The organism is Vibrio sp. PSi01 (assembly GCF_054960695.1).
In genome coordinates, this window is record NZ_JBHNYN010000003.1 from 124,958 (window position 1) to 150,643 (window position 25,686).

1 protein-coding gene is annotated in these 25,686 nt (G+C 44.9%); it reads right to left on the reverse strand.

Annotated features, from left to right (window positions below):
* Positions 1-88: 88 nt before the first annotated feature.
* A complete protein-coding gene (locus tag ACFI6G_RS06030; protein WP_462710175.1) occupies positions 89-25,333 on the reverse strand; it encodes a retention module-containing protein in 25,245 nt (8,414 codons plus the stop codon).
* Positions 25,334-25,686: the final 353 nt, after the last annotated feature.

Consider the following 25,686-nt stretch of genomic DNA (forward strand, 5'->3'; position numbering starts at 1 on the left):
TAATAGTTATCGTTTACCTATTAGTATCTATAACTAGCTATTTACCATCTAGAGATCTCTCAACTAGCTGTCGCTCACCTAATTAGCTTTAACCGTGAGTAATAACATTCTGCTGAACTAACGCATCCAGAATATCTGACGGCATGGTGCTGCTTAGCGTCAACTGAGGTGCAAGGTCTTCAACCACAATCACTTGTTCCGTAGTACCTAGACCATCCGGATTGATCGTAAGCTCAATATCATCCCCATCGACTTTCGCGTCTATCTGTTGCAATAACGCTGTCATGTCTGGAGATGTGTTCTTAAGTTCAGGTAACACTTCACGCAGGTCAATCTGGTCTCCTTCAGATAGGCTGAAATCGGTAATGGTATCTTCAACACCGTCTTCAATGTTAAGCCATACAAACGAGTCCATACCGTCACCGCCGGTTAAAATATCTGAACCGCCGCCGCCAATAAGCGTATCGTTGCCCTCGCCGCCAACAAGCGTATCATCTCCCGTTCCACCTTCCAGTCTGTCATTTCCAGAACCGGCAGTCAGGTCGGTATTGTTAGCGCCAGCTAATAGTTGCACATCATCCGTTTCCGCAGCCAAGTTAATATCAATCGCGTCAGAGACAATGTTCAAGTTAAGGTCTATTGAAGCCGAAGTGGCAGTGTCATTATTGTCTGTCTCTTCAGAAACAGCTTCAACTTTAAGTGTATAACCACCCGGAGTTTCAGAGAGTCCTACAACTTTCAAACTATCAATCGCATCAGCCGTTGCTACCCAAACACCATTCTCAAGAGTCACTATACCTACATCACTGGTGATTTGAGCACCAGCAGGTACGTCGCTGATATGCAACGTTAACTCTTCCGTAATGTCAGTTAAGGCTGCAATAATACCAACCAAAGGAATACCACTCGCACTGACTGACTGACTCGCGGTAATGTTTCTCACGTAGTTAGAGGCAGTATCAATTGATAAAGTAGGCGTATTCGCAACTGGCATAACAGCAATGTTGTAAACCACAGGTACAGTTTCTATTGCGATACCCGAAGGGTTTCCACTGTCTTTAGCGGTAACCTCCAAGCCAATAATATTGATTGGTGAAAGGCTCGCATCGAGATAAACACCATTTGGACTGGTTGGCGTATCAATCAACGCATTCAAATCGCTTAGAGTACCGACTAAGATAACCGAACCTGTGTTGTTGCCATTTACCACCACTGTTGTCATAGCTGGTAATGATACATTCAGTGTACCGTAATCCACAGCCAGCGTGACGGTCATGAGATCATCAGAAAATGTATCAACATAATCAGGGTCACTGACATTGATACCACTCAATAACTGACCAGCATCCTCGTCAACAACCGTAGTGACGCTGTCACCATTAACAACAGGTGTATCGTTCACTCCATCGACAATCGCGGTGATCTCCGCAGTATCCATAAGGAAGTCATTGACGCCGTTGGTTGTACCATCATCTTCGACGGTATAAGTGAACTTAACGTTACCGTTGTATTCATCAGCCGCAGCAAATACCCAGTATGGGCCAGTGATCGTAGCGTCATCAGCACCACCCACGTTTTCAAAGCGCTGTAACTGACCTTGGCCTTCATCGATTACCAGATTAGTCACGGTAATCGTGTCATTTTCCGGATCACTCGTCGCAGCAATTAAGTCTTCCTCTTTGATGATCAACTTACCTTCTTCAAGAATGTTTCCTAAGTCGATATCCGTTGCCACCGGCTGATCATTCACTGCTGTTACCACTACGCTGATTTCGCCTGTATCTGTTAAGAAATCATCAGCGCCGTTGGTTGTACCATCGTCCTCAACGGTATAAGTGAACTTAACATCACCGTTGTATTCGTTGGCTGCGGTAAATACCCAGTATGGGCCAGTGATCGTAGCATCATCAGCACCACCGACGTTCTCAAAGCGTTGTAATTGGCCCTGACCTTGATCGAGCACCAAACTGTTCACAGTAATCGTGTCGTTTTCCGGATCAGTAGTTGAGGAAATCAAGTCTTGCTCTTTAATGATCAACTGATCTTCTTCAAGCATGGTGCCCAAATCAATATCCGATGCCACCGGCTGATCATTAACTTCAGTAACCACAAGGCTAATTTCAGCATTATCAGTTAAGAAATCATCCGCACCGTTGGTTGTGCCATCATCAATGATGTCGTATTTGAACTTCACATCGCCATTGAAATCATTGGATGCAATGAATATCCAGTACGGTCCCGTAATCGCTGCGTCATCAGCACCACCAGCATTTTCAAAGCGTGTTAGCTGACCTTGCCCTTGAGTCAGAGTCACACCGGTTACCGTGAGATTATGGTTTTCTAGATCAGAACTGGCTGCAATCAAGTCACTTTCAACAATCACGATTTGGCCGTCTTCCATAATCGAACCCAAATCAACATCAGTCGCAACAGGAGCGTCATTCACTTCCGTCACCTTAATGGTAAACGTGGTTTGATTGGTTTGAGCAGTATTCGGGTCACCCGCGTCAATCAGACCATTGTTGCCACCATCATCAACCGTTGCTGTCACTGTTGCGACACCATTTTGGTTTAGGTAGTTTTCATCAGCACCTAACTCAAATTGAACACTTCCAGAGTTTAAAGCACTGTTGATATCACCTAATGTCCCCTCAAGAGTGATTGCACTTCCCGAAACTGGAACTGATGTTACCCCAGTAAAACCTCCAAAGTTCAATGTACCTTGGTCTACAGATAGCGTTAACGTGTAAATCGCAGTTGGATCGTCATAAACCGCATCAGAGTCGGCAATCTTGAAGCCAGATATATCACTCAAGGCAATTGAAGTATCTTCCGGGGTTTCAATGTTGGTCACATTCACAAACGTCGGTTGATCGTTGATAGGATCAATCACTAAATCAACATCAAAGCTGGTTGGCGTGCCTAAGTATTCGGTGTTGTCAGCGTCTGTATCTACAGAACGAACCGTAATTTGCAATGGTCCATTGATGCCAAGCGCATTGCCTGCATCGCTATTATGTTCACCCGAATTAAATACGATCTTATCGAGCGACTGCGCCGAAACATCCAATGTCCAAAGTTGTGTCACCGGATCGTAGCTAGCCAATGTCGTGCCGTCTGGATAGAAAATAGAAGCATCTTGAGGCACTCCCGCCACTTCAACTCGAAGTGTTTCAGGTGCATTTTCAGTAAACGTTCCGCTTCCTGTAGCCGACAATTCTTTGTCCAAAATAGTCGCATTGATTTCGATATCAATGTTTTGGCCTTCATTCCCGGTGACAGAATCGGTTGGGTTGGTATCAACATCATCACCAACTGGTACCACATGCAGCTTGAAGCTTGGCAAATTTTCTGCAGCAGTAGGCACACCCAACAAAGATTCTTGAGTGAAGACTTCCACACCAAACTCGGCCGTACCACTGAAATTTTTCGGTGGTAAAATTGACAACTCACTGAGGTCGAATGACAGTCCTGATGCTTGAGGCAGTTGAACGCTCCATTCACCACCACCGTTGTTCTTCACTGTGTAAGTTGAGGCAGCGTCTGCACTCATTAAGAAGCCATCTGGTACACCCGTAAACTTAATTGAAACGAACTGCTCTGAACCATCAAGGTCAGTCAATGCGATCGATACTGGCCCCGTACCTGACAAGGAAATAAGCTGGTCTTCGTTACCTGTAATCTCGATAACATCTGGGTCACTGCCCGGCCCTGTAACAAGAACATCATCCACGACAGGAACCACTTCAAAGTTTACAGTCGTAGAGAAAGTATCCGTGTCAGTCGCGCTACCAACAGGAGAAGCTGTCTCATTGTAGGTAGCCGTGTCGGTAATTGTCCCGCTGACATTCACTTGAATCTGATTAACGTCATTACCCGTCGGGTAGTTTGGTGCAGCTCTGAACAAGACGTTATCTAGAGCACCCGCGTTGATCTCCGATTCATCGAAGGTCAACGCTGTGCCAAGAGATACACCCGCGTTGGTATAAAACGCACCGACACTCGTGTCATCTAAAGTCAGCGTAATAGATGTGAACTTTTCGTAACCGCCTTCAACCCCACTTACTTGGTCAGTAATAGTTGAGCTGAAATCAAGCTGGATATAGGTATCTTCGTAGCCAACTGGATCTTGTCCAGCTTGGCCATCGGTATCGACAGGATTAAACGAATCGTCGAGCGAACCAACCACCGTAACATCGATGTCTGGATTGCCTTCAACATCTGGTGCGACTTTGATTACCACATCGGTCACCAAGGTGTTTTCATCACCTGAAAGGAGATCTTTGGTCACAATGGTTAGTGGTAACTTAAAGTCACCAGAGTAGTCCGCTGGTAGATTCAGTAACAGCCCAGAAAAGTCCGTTAAAACGTTCTGGTCGACTGTCGTCTCAAAGACATACTTTCCATTAACGAAATCGACTTCACTGCTTCCCGACAAACTAATTGGGAAGGTGCCTCCTGGATTAATAGTAACTGAGTCATCAATAATGATGGTCACTTGGTCTGTTGAAGTATCTTTGCCAGAGAAAGTGATCAAGTTATTTAGCGCAGCTCCTAGGTCTAACTGTGTGTCTTCTATAGCATCGACAACGCTATCTGGTGTCATCGTAATATCTGCAGCAACCTCATTCCCACCAATAAGTACTTGAGGGAAAGATAGGACTACATCACCTTCTCGTTCAACTGCTGGTGATGATTCTGTCTCAACGCCATCACCGCGATCAATTACGGTACTAAAGATGTTCATCTTTATTTCATTGAACAATCCAGGAGTACTAGTAGTTAGCGGGAAACTAAGACCGTTCGGTGCACTGATGCTAAATAAGTCCTCATTCGTCACAACCCAGCGACCATTGCCTTCATATGCAGCACCAATAACAAGTAACTGATTTAGCACATCATCTGATAACGCCGAATCGTTCACGTTTGTTAATTCAATAACCAATTGGTCTACTTCTTCAATCGCAGATGAAGCATCCGTTTCTTGGTATCGGATGACAAACTCATCCGTAGCGGATGGGTTATCGCTGTTGGTCGTAAACTTAATTACACCTGTAAGAAGATCGGCAACAACACTTATCAAACCACCAATTCCTGCAACATCATCGACGATGAGTTTATTGGTAGTGCCATTGTCAGTCTCAACTACAGGCCTAACGACAACATTGATCGTCCCCATAACCGTCGCTGTAGCGATACCCTCACCAGAATCAGAAGAGTCCACATACTCATGATCACGCTCCTCGACCTCAACTTCCGTTGTCAATGTAAAATCAACGCTCGAGTCAGATGGGGGTGTCATTTGAATAAAGTTATTCGCTAATGCAATTTGGGTAAATTGTGCAGGTGTTTGATTACTATCTTTTGGTGTAATCGTTAACGTACCAGCGCCATCATCAACAACAGTAACATCACCATTTACGACAGCAGTTACCCCCGATGGAATACCTGAGATTATGATAGAGGTAAAATGCTCATCGTAATCAATATAATCGGCTCCATCAGGATGCCAATCGATATTGATTACTGAATCTTCATTACCATTGGTCGCATTAACGTAATTCGTTGATGTGTCAATTACTGGCTCAACCAACACTCTAATCTCTTGATCAAATGTCAGTGTATGACCATCATTTTCGGTCACAACTATTTTGCCTTGGATGTGGATATTCTCAGTTGATGAGTCAACAGGTCTGATACGAATGCCCGACGTTTTGCCCGCATCAGTAATATTCGCTTCGTAGATAGGTTTGGATAGATCAGGGCTACCGCTCGATCCGGTTTCATAACCAACAAAATTAAGGTCAATCACTGTACCATCGCCATCTTCGAGGATGACCCCGTCAGGGATACCCGAAAGGATTACAGTGATTGCTTCAGACCCATCTCCTGTTAAAGGAGAATCCGCGAGATCATCAGGTTTACGTTCACCAGACAACACCGTGAAATCAAGCTCTGCAAAGCTGTCGCCGTTTTGACTCTCTTGAATCGTAGTTTGAACGCCGCTTGCAGTACCATCTGTAATTGAGGTCCAATCGGTACCATTCGTCCCACCATACGGAACATCTGCAACACCTTTAACCTCGACGTTGACCGTCTTAGTACCCAGAATTTCTTCATCAACTTGTTGAGGGTTGGTTGACAGGTTTGCAGTATCTTTGACTACACCGGTAACATCAAAGGTGAAATCTACATTACTGTGTTTAGTTGGAACAACCTCAACATTAGCCAAATCGGAATATGCGATTTCTTGATAATTGGTACCATTAACGGTAGGAACTACCGTGGTTGTACCTACAAAGTAAAGCACTGCGCCTTCTGTGATATTACTGATACGGACAAACAGTTCTTCAGAGCCATCTGTGTCCACCGACCCTGTCATGGTAATGACTTCGTCTAACGTGAATGCGTCTTTGTTGTCCAAAGGGCCAATGTAATCAGGGTCATCGATATTGTCTTCGTTGATCTTGATACGACTCACACTGAATTTTCCTGGGTCGGCGTCAGCAGTGACATCAATAATGATGTTTTGCTCTACAGAACGAGCTTGAGTTTTATCATTTGCTCCGCCATTGGCGGTATCTTCATAAGGGTTCAGTGTTTCCTTTGTAACCGCTATTGCTTTGAATTCAATCTGACCAGAGAAGTTATCGATCGGGTTAACTACGGTGCTGTTAATGTCTTCTGCCGCTATTTCATATACACCATCCGTCGTCAGCGTAAGCACATTACCGTTCTTATCAAGCAGCTCGAACTTCCCATCACCTTGAACAGCTTCAAGTTCATAGGTAATCGTCTCAGTATTACTGTTATCTTGCGACTCTGCGTTCAGCTGCAAAGTAACGTTGTCTTCATCTTCGTTCACTTGATAATGATAAGTGCTGTTGGAATCATCCCAAGTCGCTATATCAGCCACCGCTTCAATCTCGATTCTGAAGTTTGAGTTGATGGTGTGATCCGTGGAGCCATTTTTCTCAATTTCAAGCTCATAACGAACTCGCCCACCAGTTTCATCCGAACTAGCGTGTTGGTCCGGAACAAAGAACAGGTTGTCTATCGTCGCGATAGTTTGTCTTGGTTCACTCGGGTTTGGAGCAAAGCTTTGTTCAAGTTCAGGAGAACCAAATATAATGCTTCCATTTGACTCAGGTACCAATTCAATGTAATCAGCACCATCAAAGTAATAAAAAGTACCTTGGTGACTATCACCTCCGTTCGGGCTTTTAATCGTCAACTGTCCAATAGATTCAGCGTTATCTTGGTCATACAGACTAACTTGCAGCGCAACTTGAGCTGGTGCATTAGGCAAACCATTTTGGTTATCTTGAACGTTCTCAAGAATCGGTTCATCACCCGTTGCGTAAGGTATCGTTAAATCTCTACCCGCATCCTCGAAGGTAGTCACTTTCAGCGCGATTCTTGTAGAGTCCCTATCTGTAATCGTGATATCTAACGGTGTTTCAGAGGTATCTAAATCGCCGTCCGTCGCAATCACGTTAATCGAGAAGTCGATGGTGTCAAGACCGTCATGATCGAGATAACCGTTAGCTCTGAATTCAACCTCGCCATTTGAGTTAATACGAAGTCGACCAAGCTGTCGAGTATCAACGCCTCCATTACCATCATCCGTTTGCTCGTAAACGCGAACCTGTTGGCTGCCAATGTTTAAATCGAAGTCACTACTGTAAGGCCCACTGTTCTCAGCTCGGAAAACAATTCCACTTCCGTCAAAGGCCTCAATTTTGCTCAGTACTGCGCCATCAGAACCCACATCAGTCGCATCAGCAAACATGTCGACTTTAGAGTTGTTGTAACCCTGCCCTTCAAGACGAGTAATCGACTGAGTTGTCACTAATGGAACATCATCCGTCACTGTGATTGTCAGATTGATTGCGTCTGATTGGTCTTGGTCAAAATCTTCAGCCACGATAGAGAAATCAAGCTCTATGGTGTTTTCATTCGCGCCATCAGGGTGCTTAAGTGGTTTAAACAGCTCAAATTGATAGCTGTTGTTTGAGGTATCAAAAATGATTTCAAACACAGGCTGATTGCTGGTTACAGTCTGTGCAACATAAGTGAAGGTTGTACCGCTTTGTGAAACAGGCAGCCACTCTAGGCTTTCTCCATCAGAAGTTAAGCCTGTAATCACCAAGTTTTCATCGACCAATTCGTACTTAACAACACCATCAGCGCCTTCATCAACGGTGAATAGCCCATTGATAATTGTATCTTCGGATTGATCCGAACCAATCCCAGCAAGATCGTCTTCATCGACAACCATTTCGCCCGTCGGCGGCGTCATTTCCGGAACATCATCAATGACTTGAATTGGTAATTGATACTGGTTGGAATCATCGCCATCACTATCAACAGCCACTACATCAAAGAAGATATGCAGCTTATTTCTCGCCTCTGAGCTAGGCTCATGATCTAGAGGACCAAGTAAGGTAAATGTGTATGACCCATCGTTACCCAAGACAAGAGTAAAAATCGGTGTTCCACTTGTGGTGGTTCCTTGATAGGTGGTTGTGTTCGCTGCTCCAGAGATCTCAGTAATCGAAATTGCTTCACCACTTGAGGTAAGCGTAGGTTCTAGAGTCGCTATATTACGGAGTTCGTAAACCTCGACTTGATCTGCACCTTGTGTGGTTACAAACGAACCCGTTGCTTGTGCCAGAGTGCCTAAATCATCTTCATAAACCACAAACGTACTCGCGACAGTGGTGTCAGTAATGGTTGGTACATCATCGGTAATGGTCACCGTAAGAGGTTTCATCGCTGAATCAGTGTCGTCTTTGTCGACTGCGATCACTGGCAAGGTGAAGATTTGGTTGTTATTACCTTGTACCGGCAGATGATCTAACTCTTCTAACAATATGAAGGTATATCGGCCAAGCACCGAGCTATCAAAAGTGATAGTGAAAATATCCGTTTGGACACCGCCGCTTTCAACATAACCAATATAATTATCGCTGTTCAGAGGATCTTCTTTTAACTGAACCACCAAGCCATCAGCTTTCAGATCGCCTGATGTGTTGAATTGAGCCGAATCAATACGGAAGTGGCTCACATCATCACTTCCTGCTGTGAAAATAATGGTTTCAGTTTGGCTCACAGGTAAGCCCGGTGAAGAGCCATCAACCAAATTGGCTTCAGCTAAAGCGATGGTTGGTAAAGTATTGATAGTTGGTGGCGCGCCATCCGCGATGGTTAGCGTTACTGTCGAAGTAACAACATCGCCATCTTTGTCTTCCGATGTCACCGTAATGGTCTTGACGATGTCACCACCCGAATGATCTAGATTACGGTTAGGTTCGAAACGTACATCACCTTCAAGATTGATAAACAGAGAACCTTCAGTGAACACAAATTCTTGCTCACCCGTGTCGGTTTGTACCAATGACTCTTCAGGTTGGCTGCCATAGGTAAATTTAGTGATTGTGGCGCCATCTGCACTTTGTGCAGGCATCACATCAAAGACTGTTGTAGTTGGTGTTCCCGTACTTGGCTCTGTGATGTTGAGCGCACCTGATTGCATCAGCTGAACATCATCGGTGATGGTAACAGTCAGCGGTTTAGACGCTGAAATATCACCATCGGTATCTTCTGCATAAACAGAAAGATCAAAGCTCAGATCGTTATTTCCTAAACCATCAACATGATCTAAACGTTCAAGCAAAGTAAACGTATATTGGCTTGGGTTCGTGTCATCAAAATCTAGAGTGAATATGGTTTTCTCCACACCCATTCCATCAGTGGTAAAGGCAATGTAGTCGCCAGAGTTTGCAGGATCTTCACGTAAACTCAGTGACAAACCATCCGACTTCAACGCGCCGTTAGTATTGAATAGCCCTACTTCCACCACTATTTCAGCAATATCATCACTGCTTGCAAGTGAAGTAATGGTTTGAGTGATACTCACAGGATTTACACTAGGCGTCGAACCATCCGCAAGTAAGCTTTCTGACAATGCCACACCCGGCACAACGTCGATTGTTGGTCCATCACCATCAACAATGGTGAGCGTAACCGTCGACGAAAAGATATCGTTATCAAAGTCTGAAGACGTGAACACGATTGACTTAACAATGTTCCCTGAAGAGTGATCAAGGTTTCGATTTGGCTCAAACCTTACATCACCATCTAATGTCACAAACAATGAACCTTCAATGAAAACAAACTCTTGTTCGCCAATGCTGTTTTGATTTAGAGAAATTGGCGAACCACCGTCGTACGTGAACTGCGTAATATTCGCGCCGTCTGCACTTGGTATTGGCATCACATCGACTGTCGCCGTTGTAGGCGTACCAGAATTGGGTTCGGTAATGATTAAGAAGCCATCTTGCATTTGCTGGATGTCATCTTCTAGCGTAACCACCACATCGCGCTTCGTTGATTCAGAATCATCTGTATCAACAGCATAGATAGGCAAACGGAACGTAAGATCGTTGTAAAGCACACCATCAAGGTGATCAAGCGCCTCAATCAAGGTAAATGTAAACTGAGCTTTGTTTGCACTATCAAAGCTAATGGTAAATACATCGGTAACGTTACCCATACCATCATCGGTATAACCAATGTAGTCACCTGCTGAAGCTGGATCTTCTGTAAGTTGAACGACAAGACCACTTGATTTCAGCAGATCGCCAGGATTGAATTCGTTGGTCGCAACTCTAAAGTGACTAAAATCATCACTTCCTTCGGTATAAGTGATTGTGTGAGTCGAACTGACCGCAGAACCACTTGGCATCGAGCCATCCGCTAAGTTGACCTCCGATAAGTAAACATCTGGAACCACGTTAATAACGGGATCGATACCGTCTTTGATCGTCAACGTGACATCCACAGTATCTGTATCGTTATCAAAATCACTGGTGGTGACGACAATCGTTCTTACAATGTCGCCGGATGAATGGTCAAGATCTCGGCTCGGTTCAAAACGAACCTCCCCTTCAATGGTGATATACAATAAGCCATCGGTTACGGTAAAGACCTGTTCTGTGGAGATGTTTGGGTCTAGCGTAACAGCTGTGCCACCATCGTAAGTAAACTGTGTCACTTTCGCGCTATCAGCACTCTGTGTTGGCATAACATCAATGATTGGCGTCGTAGGTGGCGTACCCGATGCCAAATCAGCTAATGAAGGCTCAGTGATACTCAAAGTACCATCTTGAACACCTTGTACATCATCGGTGATCGCAACCGTCATAGGCGACATTGCAGAATCATCACCATCCGCATCAACCGCCAAAACAGGGACATCGAAGCTTAGTATATTGTTTTGTAATCCATCTACATGATCTAATGCCTCAAGCAGTGTGAACGTGTATTGCCCTAAATTGCTCGTCGAGAAGCTGATCGTGAAGACGTTGGTTTCTACGTTAGAACCGTCTTTAACGAAGCCAATGTAATTACCAGAATCTGCTGGTTGCTCTTTTATCTGAACATCAAGGCCATTCGATTTCAAAGCCCCTGAAGTATTGAACTGCGTAGGGTCAATTCTGAAATGGCTTACGTCGTCACTACCCGCTGTGTAGGTAATGGTTTGTGTCATTGTCACTGGATTACCGGTTGGCACAGAGCCATCGACCAGGTCCACTTCAGATAACGTAATTCCGGGAACAAGGTCGATAGTAGGAAGGTCACCATCAACAATCTTCAGCGTCACGGTCGATGTAACAATATCGCCATCAAGGTCAACAGACGTTACCTCAATAGACTTAGTAATATCACCACCTGCATGATTTTGATTACGCACAGGTTCAAAACGTATTTCACCCTCTGTCGTAATGAATACCGAGCCTTCCGTGAACACGAACTCTTGTTCACCATTCACATTTAAATCAAGACTTTCTGCAGTGTTTCCATCGAACACAAATGAGGTAATTTTTGCTCCGTCGGCACTTTGACTTGGCATCACGTCTAGAGTATTCGATGTTTCAACAGCACTCGCAGGCTCGCGACTGGTTATTGTACCGCCCAGCATCAGTTGCACATCATCGCCAATAGTCACGCCAAGCTGAGAAACTAGCGAGTCATCGCCATCACTATCAACCGCATACACAGGCAGATTAAAGCTTAAATCGTTGTTGCCACGTGCATCTTGATGATCCAGAGCTTCGATTAAGGTAAATGTGTATTCGCCTAATGTTGCGGAGTTAAAGTCCAACGTAAATACTGTCGTCTCCACGTTAGACGAACTGGTAGTAAATCCGATGTAGTTGCCCGACCCTTGCGGATCTTCGCGTAATTCAACGGCTAAGCCATTCGATTTAAGCGCATCGTTGGTATTGAACTCAGTTGGTTCAATTCGGAAGCGAACCACATCGTCACTTTGGTTGGTGAAAGTAATAGTTTGCGTTGAGCTGATCGCACCAGCGTTTGGAGCCGAACCATCCGCTAGATTTGTTTCTGAGAGAGTAACGCTTGGAACTGCATCGATGGTTGGAATATCACCATCTGTAATGGTCAGTGTAATGGTTGAAGTCACCGGATCATTATCAAAATCACTTGAAGTCACCACTATCGACTTCACGATGTCTTCGCTGGCAGAGTGGTCAAGGTCACGATTAGGTTCAAAGCGCACTTGACCTTGAAGAGTGATGAATAACTCACCTTCTGTGAAACTAAACTGCTGCTCGCCTACGATGCTTTGATCGAGTGTTTTGACAATACCGCCAAATGAGAATTCAGTGATCGTCGCACCATCGGCACTCTGATTTGGCGTCACATCAATGGTGTTGGTTGTGATTGTTCCGTCTGCAAGATTTGGCTCGATGATATCTAACGTACCGCCTTGCATGATTTGAACATCATCACCAATGGTCACGTTAAGTTGAGACACAAGTGAATCATCACCATCGCTATCTACCGCATAAACGGGCAAATCAAAGCTCAGATCGTTATTAGCTAGGCCATCTGCATGGTCTAGCGCTTCAATTAGAGTAAAGGTGTATTCACCTAGCGTGGTGGTCGAGAAACTAACAGTGAACACTGGAACTTCAGCGTTCGAACCATTGGTAATAAAACCTATGTAAGTGCCTGGATTAGCAGAGTCTTCTTTTATCTCAACCGCAAACCCATTCGATTTCAGTGCGCCGCCGACATTGAACTCGGTTGGTTCAATACGGAAACTGGTCACATCATCACTTTGATTCGTAAAAGTAATCGTTTCAGTTTGACTGACTGCACTGCCACTTGGAGTTGAACCATCTGCAAGGTTGGTTTCAGACAAAATAACGCTTGGCACTGCATCAATGGTTGGGATATCACCATCAGTAATGGTCAAAGTTACTGTTGACGTCACTACATCGTTATCTGAATCGCCCGAAGTCACCACTATCGACTTCACGATGTTTTCGCTAGCGGTGTGGTTTAGATTACGATTTGGCTCGAAGCGCACTTCACCTTGCAAGGTAATGAACAGTGAACCTTCAGCAAAGACAAACTTCTGTTCACCCATATCGTTTTGATCAAGCGTTATTACTGCTCCGTTATCATATATAAACTGAGTAATTGTCGCCCCATCGGCGCTTTGTTCAGGCATCACATCAACAGTAGCTGTCGTCGGAGTACCTGCAGCCAAATCAGCAACCGTTGGCTCAATAATATTAAGCGCTTGGTCTTGCATGACCTGTACATCATCACCGATGGTGACTTTAAGTTGAGACACCAGTGAATCATCACCATCGCTATCAATCGCGTAAACAGGAAGGTCAAAAGTCAGATCATTCTTCGCTAAGCCATCTACATGATCCAACGCTTCAAGCAAAGTGAATGTGTATTGGCCTAAGTTAGTATCTGAGAAGCTAATCGTGAATACGTTAGTTTCAACATTCGGAGCCGTGGTCACAAAGCCGATATAGCCACCCGATGTGGTTGGGTCGGGTTTCAACTCAACCGCCAATCCGTTCGATGTCAAAGCACCACCAACATTAAACTCAGTCGGTTCAATGCGGAAACTCGTCACGTCATCACTTTGGTTAGTAAAGGTAATCGTTTGAGTTGAACTCACCGCACTGGCATTCGGGTCAGAGCCGTCACTCAGATTCGTTTCTGACAGCGTAACGCTTGGCACTGTGTCAATGGTTGGGATATCACCATCAGTAATGGTTAGCGTTACCGTTGAGGTCAGCACATCGTTATCCGAATCGCTAGACGTCACCACGATAGATTTCACGATGTCTTCGTTCAGCCTGTGGTCTAAATCGCGATTAGGCTCAAAGCGCACTTCACCTTGAAACGTGATGAACAGTTCACCTTCCGTAAAGCTAAACTGCTGCTCACCATTTTCATTTTGGTCAAGCGTTCGAAGCTGGCCATCATAAGTGAATTGCGTCACTGTTGCGCCATCAGCGCTTTGATTCGGCATTACATCGAAAATACTGGTTGTTACCGTACCATTAGCAAGATTTGGTTCAACGATACCTAACTTACCGTCTTGCATGATTTGAACATCATCGCCAATGGTCACGCCAAGCTGAGAAACTAACGAATCATCGCCATCACTATCAACCGCATACACAGGTAGATTAAAGCTTAAATCGTTGTTGCCACGCGCATCTTGATGATCCAGAGCTTCGATTAAAGTAAATGTGTATTCACCTAAGGTTCCGGAGTTAAAGTCCAACGTAAATACTGTCGTCTCCACGTTAGACGAACTGGTAGTAAATCCGATGTACTGACCAGAACCTTGAGGATCTTCACGCAGTTCGACCGCTAAACCATTCGATTTAAGTGCATCGTTAGTATTGAACTCGGTTGGTTCTAAACGGAAGCGAACCACATCATCACTTTGGTTGGTGAAAGTAATCGTCTCCGTTTGACTAACCGCACTGCCACTTGGCGCAGAACCATCCGCTAAATTTGTTTCTGAGAGCGTAACGCTTGGCACTGCATCGATGGTTGGAATATCACCATCGGTAATGGTCAGCGTAATGGTTGAAGTCACCGGATCATTATCGAAATCACTTGAAGTCACCACAATCGACTTCACGATATCTTCACTCACTGAGTGGTCTAGGTCGCGGTTCGGCTCAAAGCGTACTTCCCCTTCAATCGTGATAAACAGCTCACCTTCTGTGAAACTGAACTGCTGCTCGCCTGAAATGCTTTGATCCAGTGTGTTTACGACGCCGTCATAAGTAAACTGAGTGATCGTCGCACCATCGGCACTCTGATTTGGCATCACATCAATGGTGTTGGTTGTGATTGTTCCGTCTGCAAGATTTGGTTCAACAATATCTAACGTACCGTCTTGCATCATTTGGACATCATCACCAATGGTCACGTTAAGTTGAGATACCAGAGAATCATCACCATCACTGTCTACCGCATAAACAGGCAGTTCAAAGCTCAGATCGTTATTATTTAAACCATCCACATGGTCTAACGTTTCAAGCAGAGTAAAGGTGTACTCACCTAGTGTGGTCGTAGAGAAGCCAATAGTGAAGACAGGAACTTCAGTATTCGAGCCATCAATAATAAAACCGATATAAGTGCCCGGGTTAGCAGAGTCTTCTTTTATCTCAACTGCAAATCCGTTCGATTTTAGTGCTCCACCGGCATTGAACTCGGTTGGTTCAATTCGGAAACTCACTACATCATCACTTTGGTTCGTGAAAGTAATAGTCTCAGTCTGACTTACTGCACTGCCGCTTGGTAAAGACCCATCAACGAGATTGGTTTCTGAAAGCGTAACGCTTGGCACCGCATCAATGGTTGGGATATCACCATCAGTAATAGTCAGAGTGACCGTTGACGTCACCACATCGTTATCTAAATCGCTTGAAGTCACCACAATCGACTTCACGATGTCTTCGCTAAGCGTGTGGTCTAGATTACGGTTTGGTTCGAAGCGCACGTCACCTTGAAGAGTGATGAACAACTCACCTTCTGTGAAGCTAAATTGCTGCTCACCATTGTCATTTTGATCCAGAGTTCGAACTTGACCGTCATACGTAAACTGGGTGATTGTCGCGCCATCGGCACTTTGTTCTGGCATCACATCAATGGTATTCGTTGTGATTGTGCCGTCTGCAAGGTTTGGCTCAGTGATATCTAACGTACCACCTTGCATGATTTGAACATCATCACCAATGGTCACATTCAGTTGAGACACCAGTGAATCATCACCATCGCTATCAACCGCGTAAACAGGAAGGTCAAAAGTCAGATCATTCTTCGCTAAGCCATCTACATGATCCAACGCTTCAAGCAAGGTGAAGGTGTATTGACCTAAATTGGTATCCGAGAAGCTAATCGTAAACACGTTAGTTTCAACATTCGGAGCGGTTGTCACAAAACCGATGTAGCCACCCGGAGTGGTTGGGTCGGCTTTCAACTCAACCGCCAATCCGTTTGATGTGAGAGCACCACCAATATTGAACTCCGTCGGTTCAATACGGAAACTTGTCACATCATCACTTTGGTTAGTAAAGGTAATGGTTTGAGTGGAACTTACCGCACTGGCATTCGGAGCAGATCCGTCACTCAGATTCGTTTCTGACAGCGTAACGCTTGGCACAGTGTCAATCGTTGGGATATCGCCATCGGTAATGGTTAGCGTTACCGTTGAAGACACAAGATCGCTATCAGAATCACTCGATGTTACGACTATCGACTTAACGATATCGCCACCAGTATGATCGAGGTTACGACTTGGTTCGAAACGAATATCGCCTTGTAGAGTGATATACAAAGACCCGTCAGCAACCACAAACTTTTGCTCACCCGTGTCATTTTGGTCAAGCGTCAATACCGCCCCACCATCGTAAGTGAACTGAGTAATGGTCGTGCCATCAGCTCCTTCTTCATCAAGGACATTAACGATTGGCGTAGTCGGCGTACCTGCTGCCAAATCTGCAACCGTTGGCTCTTCAATAGTGAGAGAGTCATTAACCATCACTTGAATATCATCAGTAATAGTTACAGCCAGTGGCGACATCACAGAGTCATCACCATCGCTATCAACCGCGTAAACTGGCAAGTTAAATGTTAGGTCGTTGTTGCCTTGAATTGGTGTGTGGTCAATCGCTTCCAGAAGCGTGAAGGTATACTCACCCAAAGTGGTACTGCTGAAATCGAGTGTAAACACTGTGGTTTCGACATTCGAAATATCAGTCGTGAAACCAATGTAATTGCCTGAACCTGTTGGCTCTTCTCGAATCTCAATGATTAAACCATCGGACTTGAGCGCGTTGTTGGTATTAAATTCACTTGGCTCTAAACGGAATTTCTCAACATCGTCACTTTGATTAGTGAAAGTGATGGTTTCCGTTTGGCTAACCGCGCTGCCAGTTGGCGTGGAACCATCAGCAAGATTAGCTTCTTCAAGTGATACGCTCGGCACCGCATCAATAGTCGGATTGTCACCATCAGTAATGATCAGCGTAACGGTTGAAGTAAGAGAATCGTTATCGAAGTCACTTGAAGTCACCACAATCGACTTCACGATGTCTTCGCTCACTGAGTGGTCTAGATCGCGATTAGGTTCAAAGCGTACTTCACCTTCAAGGGTGATATACAGTTCGCCTTCTGTGAAGCTGAACTGCTGTTCGCCTGAAATACTTTGATCCAGTGTGTTTACGGCACCATCATAAGTGAACTGAGTGATCGTCGCGCCATCGGCACTTTGGTTTGGCATCACATCAATGGTATTGGTTGTGATTGTTCCATCAGCCAGATTTGGCTCGGTGATATCTAACGTACCGTCCTGCATGATCTGAACATCATCACCAATGGTCACATTAAGCTGAGACACCAATGAATCGTCACCGTCCGTATCTACCGCATAAACAGGAAGATCGAAACTCAGATCGTTGTTATCTAGACCATCCACGTGGTCTAGCGCTTCAATTAAAGTAAAGGTGTATTCACCTAGCGTCGTTGCCGAGAAGCCAATGGCGAAGACAGGAACTTCAGTGCCCGAGCCATTGGTAATAAAACCGATGTAAGTACCCGGGTTAGCAGAGTCTTCTTTTATCTCGACCGCAAAGCCATTCGATTTCAGTGCACCGCCCACATTGAACTCTGTTGGTTCAATGCGGAAGTTAGTCACATCATCACTTTGATTAGTGAAAGTAATCGTCTCAGTTTGGCTTACTGCACTGCCGCTAGGCGCAGAGCCGTCACTAAGATTAATTTCAGACAGAGTCACACTTGGCACTGCATCAATGGTTGGGATATCACCATCAGTAATCGTCAGCGTCACTGTTGAAGTCAGTACGTCATTATCTGAATCGCTCGAGGTCACCACTATTGACTTGACGATGTCTTCGCTAAGCGTGTGGTCTAAATTACGGTTTGGCTCAAAGCGCACTTCACCTTCAAGAGTGATGAACAACTCACCTTCAGTGAAGCTAAATTGCTGCTCACCATTGTCATTTTGATCAAGAGTACGAACTTGCCCGTCATACGTGAACTGAGTGATCGTCGCACCATCGGCACTTTGCTCTGGCATCACATCAATGGTGTTGGTTGTGATTGTGCCGTCAGCAAGATTTGGTTCCGTGATATCTAAGACACCGCCCTGCATAATTTGAACATCATCACCGATGGTTACATTTAACTGAGACACCAGTGAATCATCGCCATCACTATCGACGGCGTAAAACGGTAAGTCGAAACTCAAATCATTATTTGTGAGGCCATCAACATGGTCTAAAGCTTCAAGCAAGGTGAATGTGTATTGGCCCAAGTTAGTATCTGAGAAGCTAATCGTAAACACGTTGGTTTCAACGCTCGAGCCATCAGTAACGTAACCAATGTACCCGCCCGGTCTGGTTGGGTCGGCTTTCAGCTCAACCACTAACCCATTCGATTTCAACGTACCGCCAGTATTGAATTCAGTAGGCTCAATGCGGAAACCCGTCACATCATCACTTTGATTCGTGTAAGTAATCGTCTCGGTCTGACTTACTGCGCTGCCGCTTGGTGCAGAGCCATCATTCAGATTAGTTTCAGAAAGAGTAACGCTTGGCACTGCATCAATGGTTGGGATATCACCATCGGTAATGGTCAGCGTTACTGTTGAGGTAAGCACATCGTTATCCGAATCGCTAGACGTCACCACGATCAATTTCACGATGTCTTCGTTCAGCGCGTGGTCTAGATTGCGATTAGGTTCGAAACGAACGTCACCTTGAAGCGTGATAAACAACTCACCTTCCGTGAAGCTAAACTGCTGCTCGCCGTTATCATTTGGGTCAAGTGTTCGTAGTTGACCGTCATAAGTAAACTGAGTGATCGTCGCGCCATCGGCACTCTGGTTTGGCATCACATCAATGGTGCTGGTTGTCACTGTGCCAGCGGCCAAATCTGCGACGGTTGGCTCGACGATATCTAACGTATCATCTTGCATGATTTGAACATCATCGCCGATGGTCACACTTAACGGAGACATCAGTGAATCATCGCCGTCACTGTCTACCGCATAAACGGGTAAATCAAAACTGAGGTCATTGTTGCCACGGGCATTTTGATGATCCAAAGCCTCAAGCAAAGTAAAGGTATATTCACCTAATGTGGTGCTAGAAAAACTCAGTGTAAATACCGTGGTTTCGACATTCGTCGCACTGGTCGTAAAACCAATATAGTCACCCGACCCTGCTGGATCTTCACGTAACTCAACGGCTAGACCGTTCGATTTAAGATCATCGTTAGTATTGAACTCTGTTGGCTCAATACGGAAACGAAACACATCATCACTTTGATTGGTAAAAGTAATGGTTTGAGTGGAGCTTACCGCGCTGCCACTTGGCGCAGAGCCATCAGTCAGATTCGTTTCAGAGAGGGTAACGCTTGGAATAACATCAATCGTAGGTTTATCACCATCCGTAACCGTCAGGGTTATGGTTGATGTCAGAGAATCATTATCAAAATCACTTGAAGTCACGACAATCGACTTCACGATGTCTTCGCTAACTGAATGGTCTAGGTCGCGGTTCGGCTCAAAGCGCACTTCACCTTCAAGGGTAATAAACAGTTCACCCTCTGTGAAGCTGAACTGCTGTTCGCCTGAAATACTTTGGTCCAGTGTGTTTACGACACCGTCATAAGTGAACTGAGTGATCGTCGCACCATCGGCACTCTGATTTGGCATCACATCAATGGTATTGGTTGTGATTGTTCCATCAGCCAGATTTGGTTCAACGATATCTAATGTGCCATCTTGCATTATTTGGACATCATCACCGATGGTCACATTAAGCTGAGACACCAGTGAATCGTCGCCATCACTATCAACCGCATAAACAGGCAGTTCGAAGCTCAGATCGTTATTATATAAACCATCCACATGGTCTAACGCTTCAAGTAAGGTAAAGGTATATTCACCTAACGTACCCGTAGAAAAGGCAATCGTGAAAACTGGAACTTCAGTGTTCAAACTATCGGTAATAAAGCCGATGTAAGTACCCGGGTTAGCAGAGTCTTCTTTTATCTCGACCGCAAAACCATTAGACGTCAGAGCTCCACCTACATTGAACTCGGTTGGCTCAATACGGAAACTCGCCACATCATCACTTTGATTAGTGAAAGTAATCGTCTCAGTTTGGCTTACTGCACTGCCGCTAGGCGCAGAGCCGTCACTTAAGTTAGTTTCCGAAAGTGTAACGCTTGGCACTGCATCAATGGTTGGGATATCACCATCGGTGATGGTCAGCGTCACTGTGGAGGTCAGTACGTCATTGTCTGAATCGCTTGAGGTCACCACTATCGATTTGACGATGTCTTCGTTAACCGTGTGGTCTAGATTACGGTTTGGCTCAAAGCGCACGTCACCTTGAAGAGTGATGAACAACTCACCTTCTGAGAAGCTAAATTGCTGCTCACCATTGTCAGTTTGATCCAGCGTTCGAACTTGACCATCATAAGTAAACTGAGTGATCGTCGCGCCGTCAGCGCTTTGCTCAGGCATCACATCGATGGTGTTGGTTGTGATTGTGCCGTCTGCAATATTTGGTTCCGTGATATCTAACGTACCACCTTGCATGATTTGAACATCGTCACCGATGGTTACATTTAACTGAGAAACCAGTGAATCATCGCCATCGCTATCAACTGCATAAACCGGCAGATCAAAGCTCAGATCATTATTTGCAAGGCCATCTACATGATCTACCGCTTCAATCAACGTAAAGGTATACTGGCCTAAATTGGTATCCGAGAAACTAATCGTGAACACGTTGGTTTCAACGTTCGAACCATCAGTAACATAACCGATGTAGCCGCCCGGCGTGGTTGGATCGGCTTTCAGTTCGACTGCCAATCCATTTGATGTGAGAGCGCCACCAACATTGAATTCGGTTGGTTCAATACGGAAGCTGGTCACATCATCGCTTTGAGTGGTGTAAGTAATAGTTTGAGTTGAGCTCACCGCACTACCGCTTGGTGCAGAGCCATCACTCAGATTCGTTTCCGACAAAGTCACTGTTGGCACATTATCAATGGTTGGGATATCACCATCGGTAATGGTCAGCGTTACTGTGGAAGTCACCACATCGTTATCGGAATCGCTAGACGTCACCACGATTGATTTCACGATGTCTTCGTTCAATGTGTGGTTTAGATTGCGATTGGGCTCAAAACGGACTTCACCTTGAAGCGTGATAAACAACTCACCTTCCGTGAAGCTGAACTGTTGTTCGCCATTGTCATTTTGGTCAAGCGTTCGAAGCTGGCCGTCATAAGTAAATTGCGTCACCGTTACGCCATCAGCACTTTGATTCGGCATCACATCGAAAATGCTAGTTGTTACCGTGCCATCAGCAAGATTTGGTTCAACGATATCTAACGTACCGTCTTGCATAATTTGAACATCATCGCCGATGGTCACACTTAACGAAGACATCAGTGAATCATCGCCATCACTGTCTACCGCATAAACAGGTAAATCAAAGCTAATCTCGTTGTTGCCACGGGCATCTTGGTGGTCTAACGCTTCGATGAGCGTGAACGTGTATTCGCCTAATGCCCCAGAATTAAAGCTTAATGTGAATACTGTAGTTTCTATGTTTGTGGCACTGGTCGTAAAACCAATATAGTCACCCGACCCTACCGGGTCTTCACGTAACTCAACGGCTAGACCGTTCGATTTAAGATCATCGTTAGTATTAAATTCCGTTGGCTCAATACGGAAACGAACCACATCATCACTTTGATTAATGAACGTGATGGTTTGAGTGGAGCTTACCGCGCTGCCACTTGGCGATGAGCCATCAATTAAATCAGCTTCTTCAAGTAAGACGCTCGGCACCGTATTAATAATCGGATTGTCACCATCAGTAATGGTCAGCGTAATGGTTGAAGTCACCGGATCGTTATCGAAGTCACTTGAAGTTACGACAATCGACTTCACGATGTCTTCGCTCGCCGAGTGGTCTAGATCGCGGTTCGGCTCAAAACGTACTTCACCTTCAAGGGTAATAAACAGTTCACCCTCTGTGAAGCTAAATTGCTGTTCGCCTGAAATACTTTGGTCCAGTGTGTTTACAACACCGTCATAAGTGAACTGAGTGATCGTCGCACCATCGGCACTCTGATTTGGCATCACATCAATGGTATTGGTTGTGATTGTTCCATCAGCCAGATTTGGTTCAACGATATCTAATGTGCCATCTTGCATTATTTGGACATCATCACCGATGGTCACATTAAGCTGAGACACCAGTGAATCGTCGCCATCACTATCAACCGCATAAACAGGCAGTTCGAAGCTCAGATCGTTATTATCTAAACCATCCACATGGTCTAACGCTTCAAGTAAAGTAAAGCTGTATTCACCAAGTGTGGTGGTCGAGAAACTAATGGCGAACACTGGGATTTCAGTATTCGAACCATCGGTTATAAAACCGATATAAGTACCCGGATTAGCAGAATCCTCTTTTATCTCAACCGCAAACCCATTGGACGTCAGAGCTCCACCTACATTGAACTCGGTTGGTTCAATACGGAAACTCGCCACATCATCACTGCCTGCAGTAAAGGTAATCGTTTCAGTAGCGCTCACTGCACTTCCGCTTGGTGCAGAACCATCGGCAACATCTGTTTCAGATAAAGTAACAGGTGGAATCAGATCTATGGCTGGGTTCTGACCATCGGTAATGCTTAGTTCAAGTGATGATGTATCAATATCGCCATCACCATCTTCAGCTAAAAATGAAAACTGTTTGACGACAGTTTCGCTGCTTGAGTGGTCGATATCACGAGCGACTTCAAAACTGAAATCACCATTCAACGAGATAGTGACCACACCCTCAGTAAAACTGAAAGTTTGAGTAGCATCGGGGAGTAGGCTTTGATCTAGCGAGTAATCAACACCATCATAGTTAAACGATTGAATTGTAGATCCATCTGCGCCTTCGAAACTGAACAGGTTATACGAAACAATGGTATCACCCGCTAAAGTGGGTTCCGTTACTGACTCAACCTTATCAACGAGTTCAACGACATCGTCTTTAACATTGACGAGAATCTCAGCAGCTTCTGGGGTGTTCGAACCTCCAGACAGTGCAGAGCGGTCACCATCCGCATCAACGGCATAAATTGGCAATGCAAAGGTTAGCAGCACATCTTCAGCACCTTGGTGAGATAGCTCTTCGTATAGAGTGAATTCATAGTTCCCCAATGACGGGCTATCCACTTTAACGTCAAAGACTGTAATTCTAGAACCATTGACCTCAACATAGCCTTCGTAAGTTCTTACACCGTTAGTTTGATCAATAAGCTCGAGCAGTACGGCTTCGCCATTAGAAGTTAAAGAACCATCAGTATTAAACTCCGTCGGCTCAAGCTCATAATGGTCGATGATATCACTGTCAAAAATATCCGCAGTAACACTACCACTTCCAGATACTGTCGCAGTCCCCTCTTGTGAGCCACCAACGACTCCCGACTCATCGACATCAATACTGTCAATATTAGTAATAACGGGACTGTCGCCATCAGTAATCGCAATGTTGATAATATTCTGTATGACATCTTGGTCAAAATCAGTAACGGTTATCGGCAAAGCAAACGAGAGAGTATCACTACCAACTTCCTCTATCGGTTTAAACTGCTCGAATTTATAGGTGCCATCGGTATCAAGCGAGATAGTGAGAACAACCTCACCTCGGCCTTGGATGGACAGAGTAATCGTTGTCCCATCATCAGAAAGTCTGGCGAGCGTGTTTTGATTATCACTGAGCAACCCATCAAACTGCTCCAGTGCACTTGCATCAAATACGGCTGATTGAAGGTTATCACTACCAATATTTGAGAAAGCTCCTTCGATTGCAGTGCTGCTAGTTTCAACGTTAGTGATATTTACACTTTCAACAGACGGATCTATCCCATCAAACACTGAAACTTGTGCGTTGACGAGTGTTGCTAGCGGATTCCCAGCGCTGTCTTCACCTTGAATATCGAAGGCGATATCAATTTGGTCGCCAGTGTAGGAAACCTGGCCACCGCCAACAGACGGTACGTGATCAATCGGCTGAGAAATCGTTGTGATTAAAGAAAGCTCAATGTTATTGCCAACACTGACGGCTTCAATGTCGATACGTAATACTTCGTCAGAACCTTGCACACCAACGATAGAATTGGTCACCGCGTCATACGTGAAGGTGACGGGCTGACCGCTTGAGGTAATGTCGCTATTAAGTTCACTAAGTAGTGACGCGAGGGATAACGTTTCTGGGGTAAAAGAATCAGGTGCGAGCGCTAAACTGCCGGCAATTATCGTCTCTGTAGATGTAATAGACTGGGGATAGGTATTATCAGAAATGGAACCTTCAGTGAGCACTCCACTGATTGATTGACCGCCAGATGAGCGGGTTATCGATCGGAACTCTTCGCGAGGTTCTTCTGTAACTTCGTCGTCTAGCCCTGTGGTTTCAAAAAAAGTTGTCGGTTGAGTTTGCGTATAGTTGTAATCGATGGTCACGAAGCCAGCATTTGCAGAACCCAGCCCGCCACCAGCCGCCGTTGCCTCTAATATTTGAGTTGGGTCGGCACCACCTAAAATTGCGTCTTGGATAGCAGCAAGGTCATCGTCGGTAAAGGTTCCGGCGTCCGCTTGCTCTGAATCGAAATTAACCTCACCGGCAATTGGTACCTCTGCCCACGCAACATTATTATCAACACAACCGACACAATTCTCGCCAACTGGAATAGCAGCGTTTTGAACACCTAATAGAACTTCCGATCCGTTCGAAGTAATAACGATCTCATTTGCACGGATAGTATCGCCAACTGAAACCTTTCTTGCACTACCGTCAGGCTTAACTACGACAACATCACCACTCACAGCTTCAACTACTGCAGCCTGGCGCGAAACTTCAATATCCATACATCCCCCGTTGTCACAAAGCACTGTTCTTCAGAGCTGTGAAAATTATTTGTAATAGCAATTTCAGGTTTTAATCAAACTCATACTTAGCTCTTTTCAATGACAATTCGTTCTTATGTCCAAACCACCCTTGGAGAGATGTATTTCACCTGTTTTATTATAGTTTACTTACTCTTAAGCCTAGTCTTCCCCATAAAAAATGCCATGTCTGTGCTAAGAGACGTCTTTTCTAATATTTAAGCTTTCTTTGAAAGCTTAAAAAGACTAGCTAAAAGTTAGTAGGATGCCGATTAATATACAAGTGATTTCACAATGTAATTGCACCTTTTCATTTTATAAATATATACAGTAAT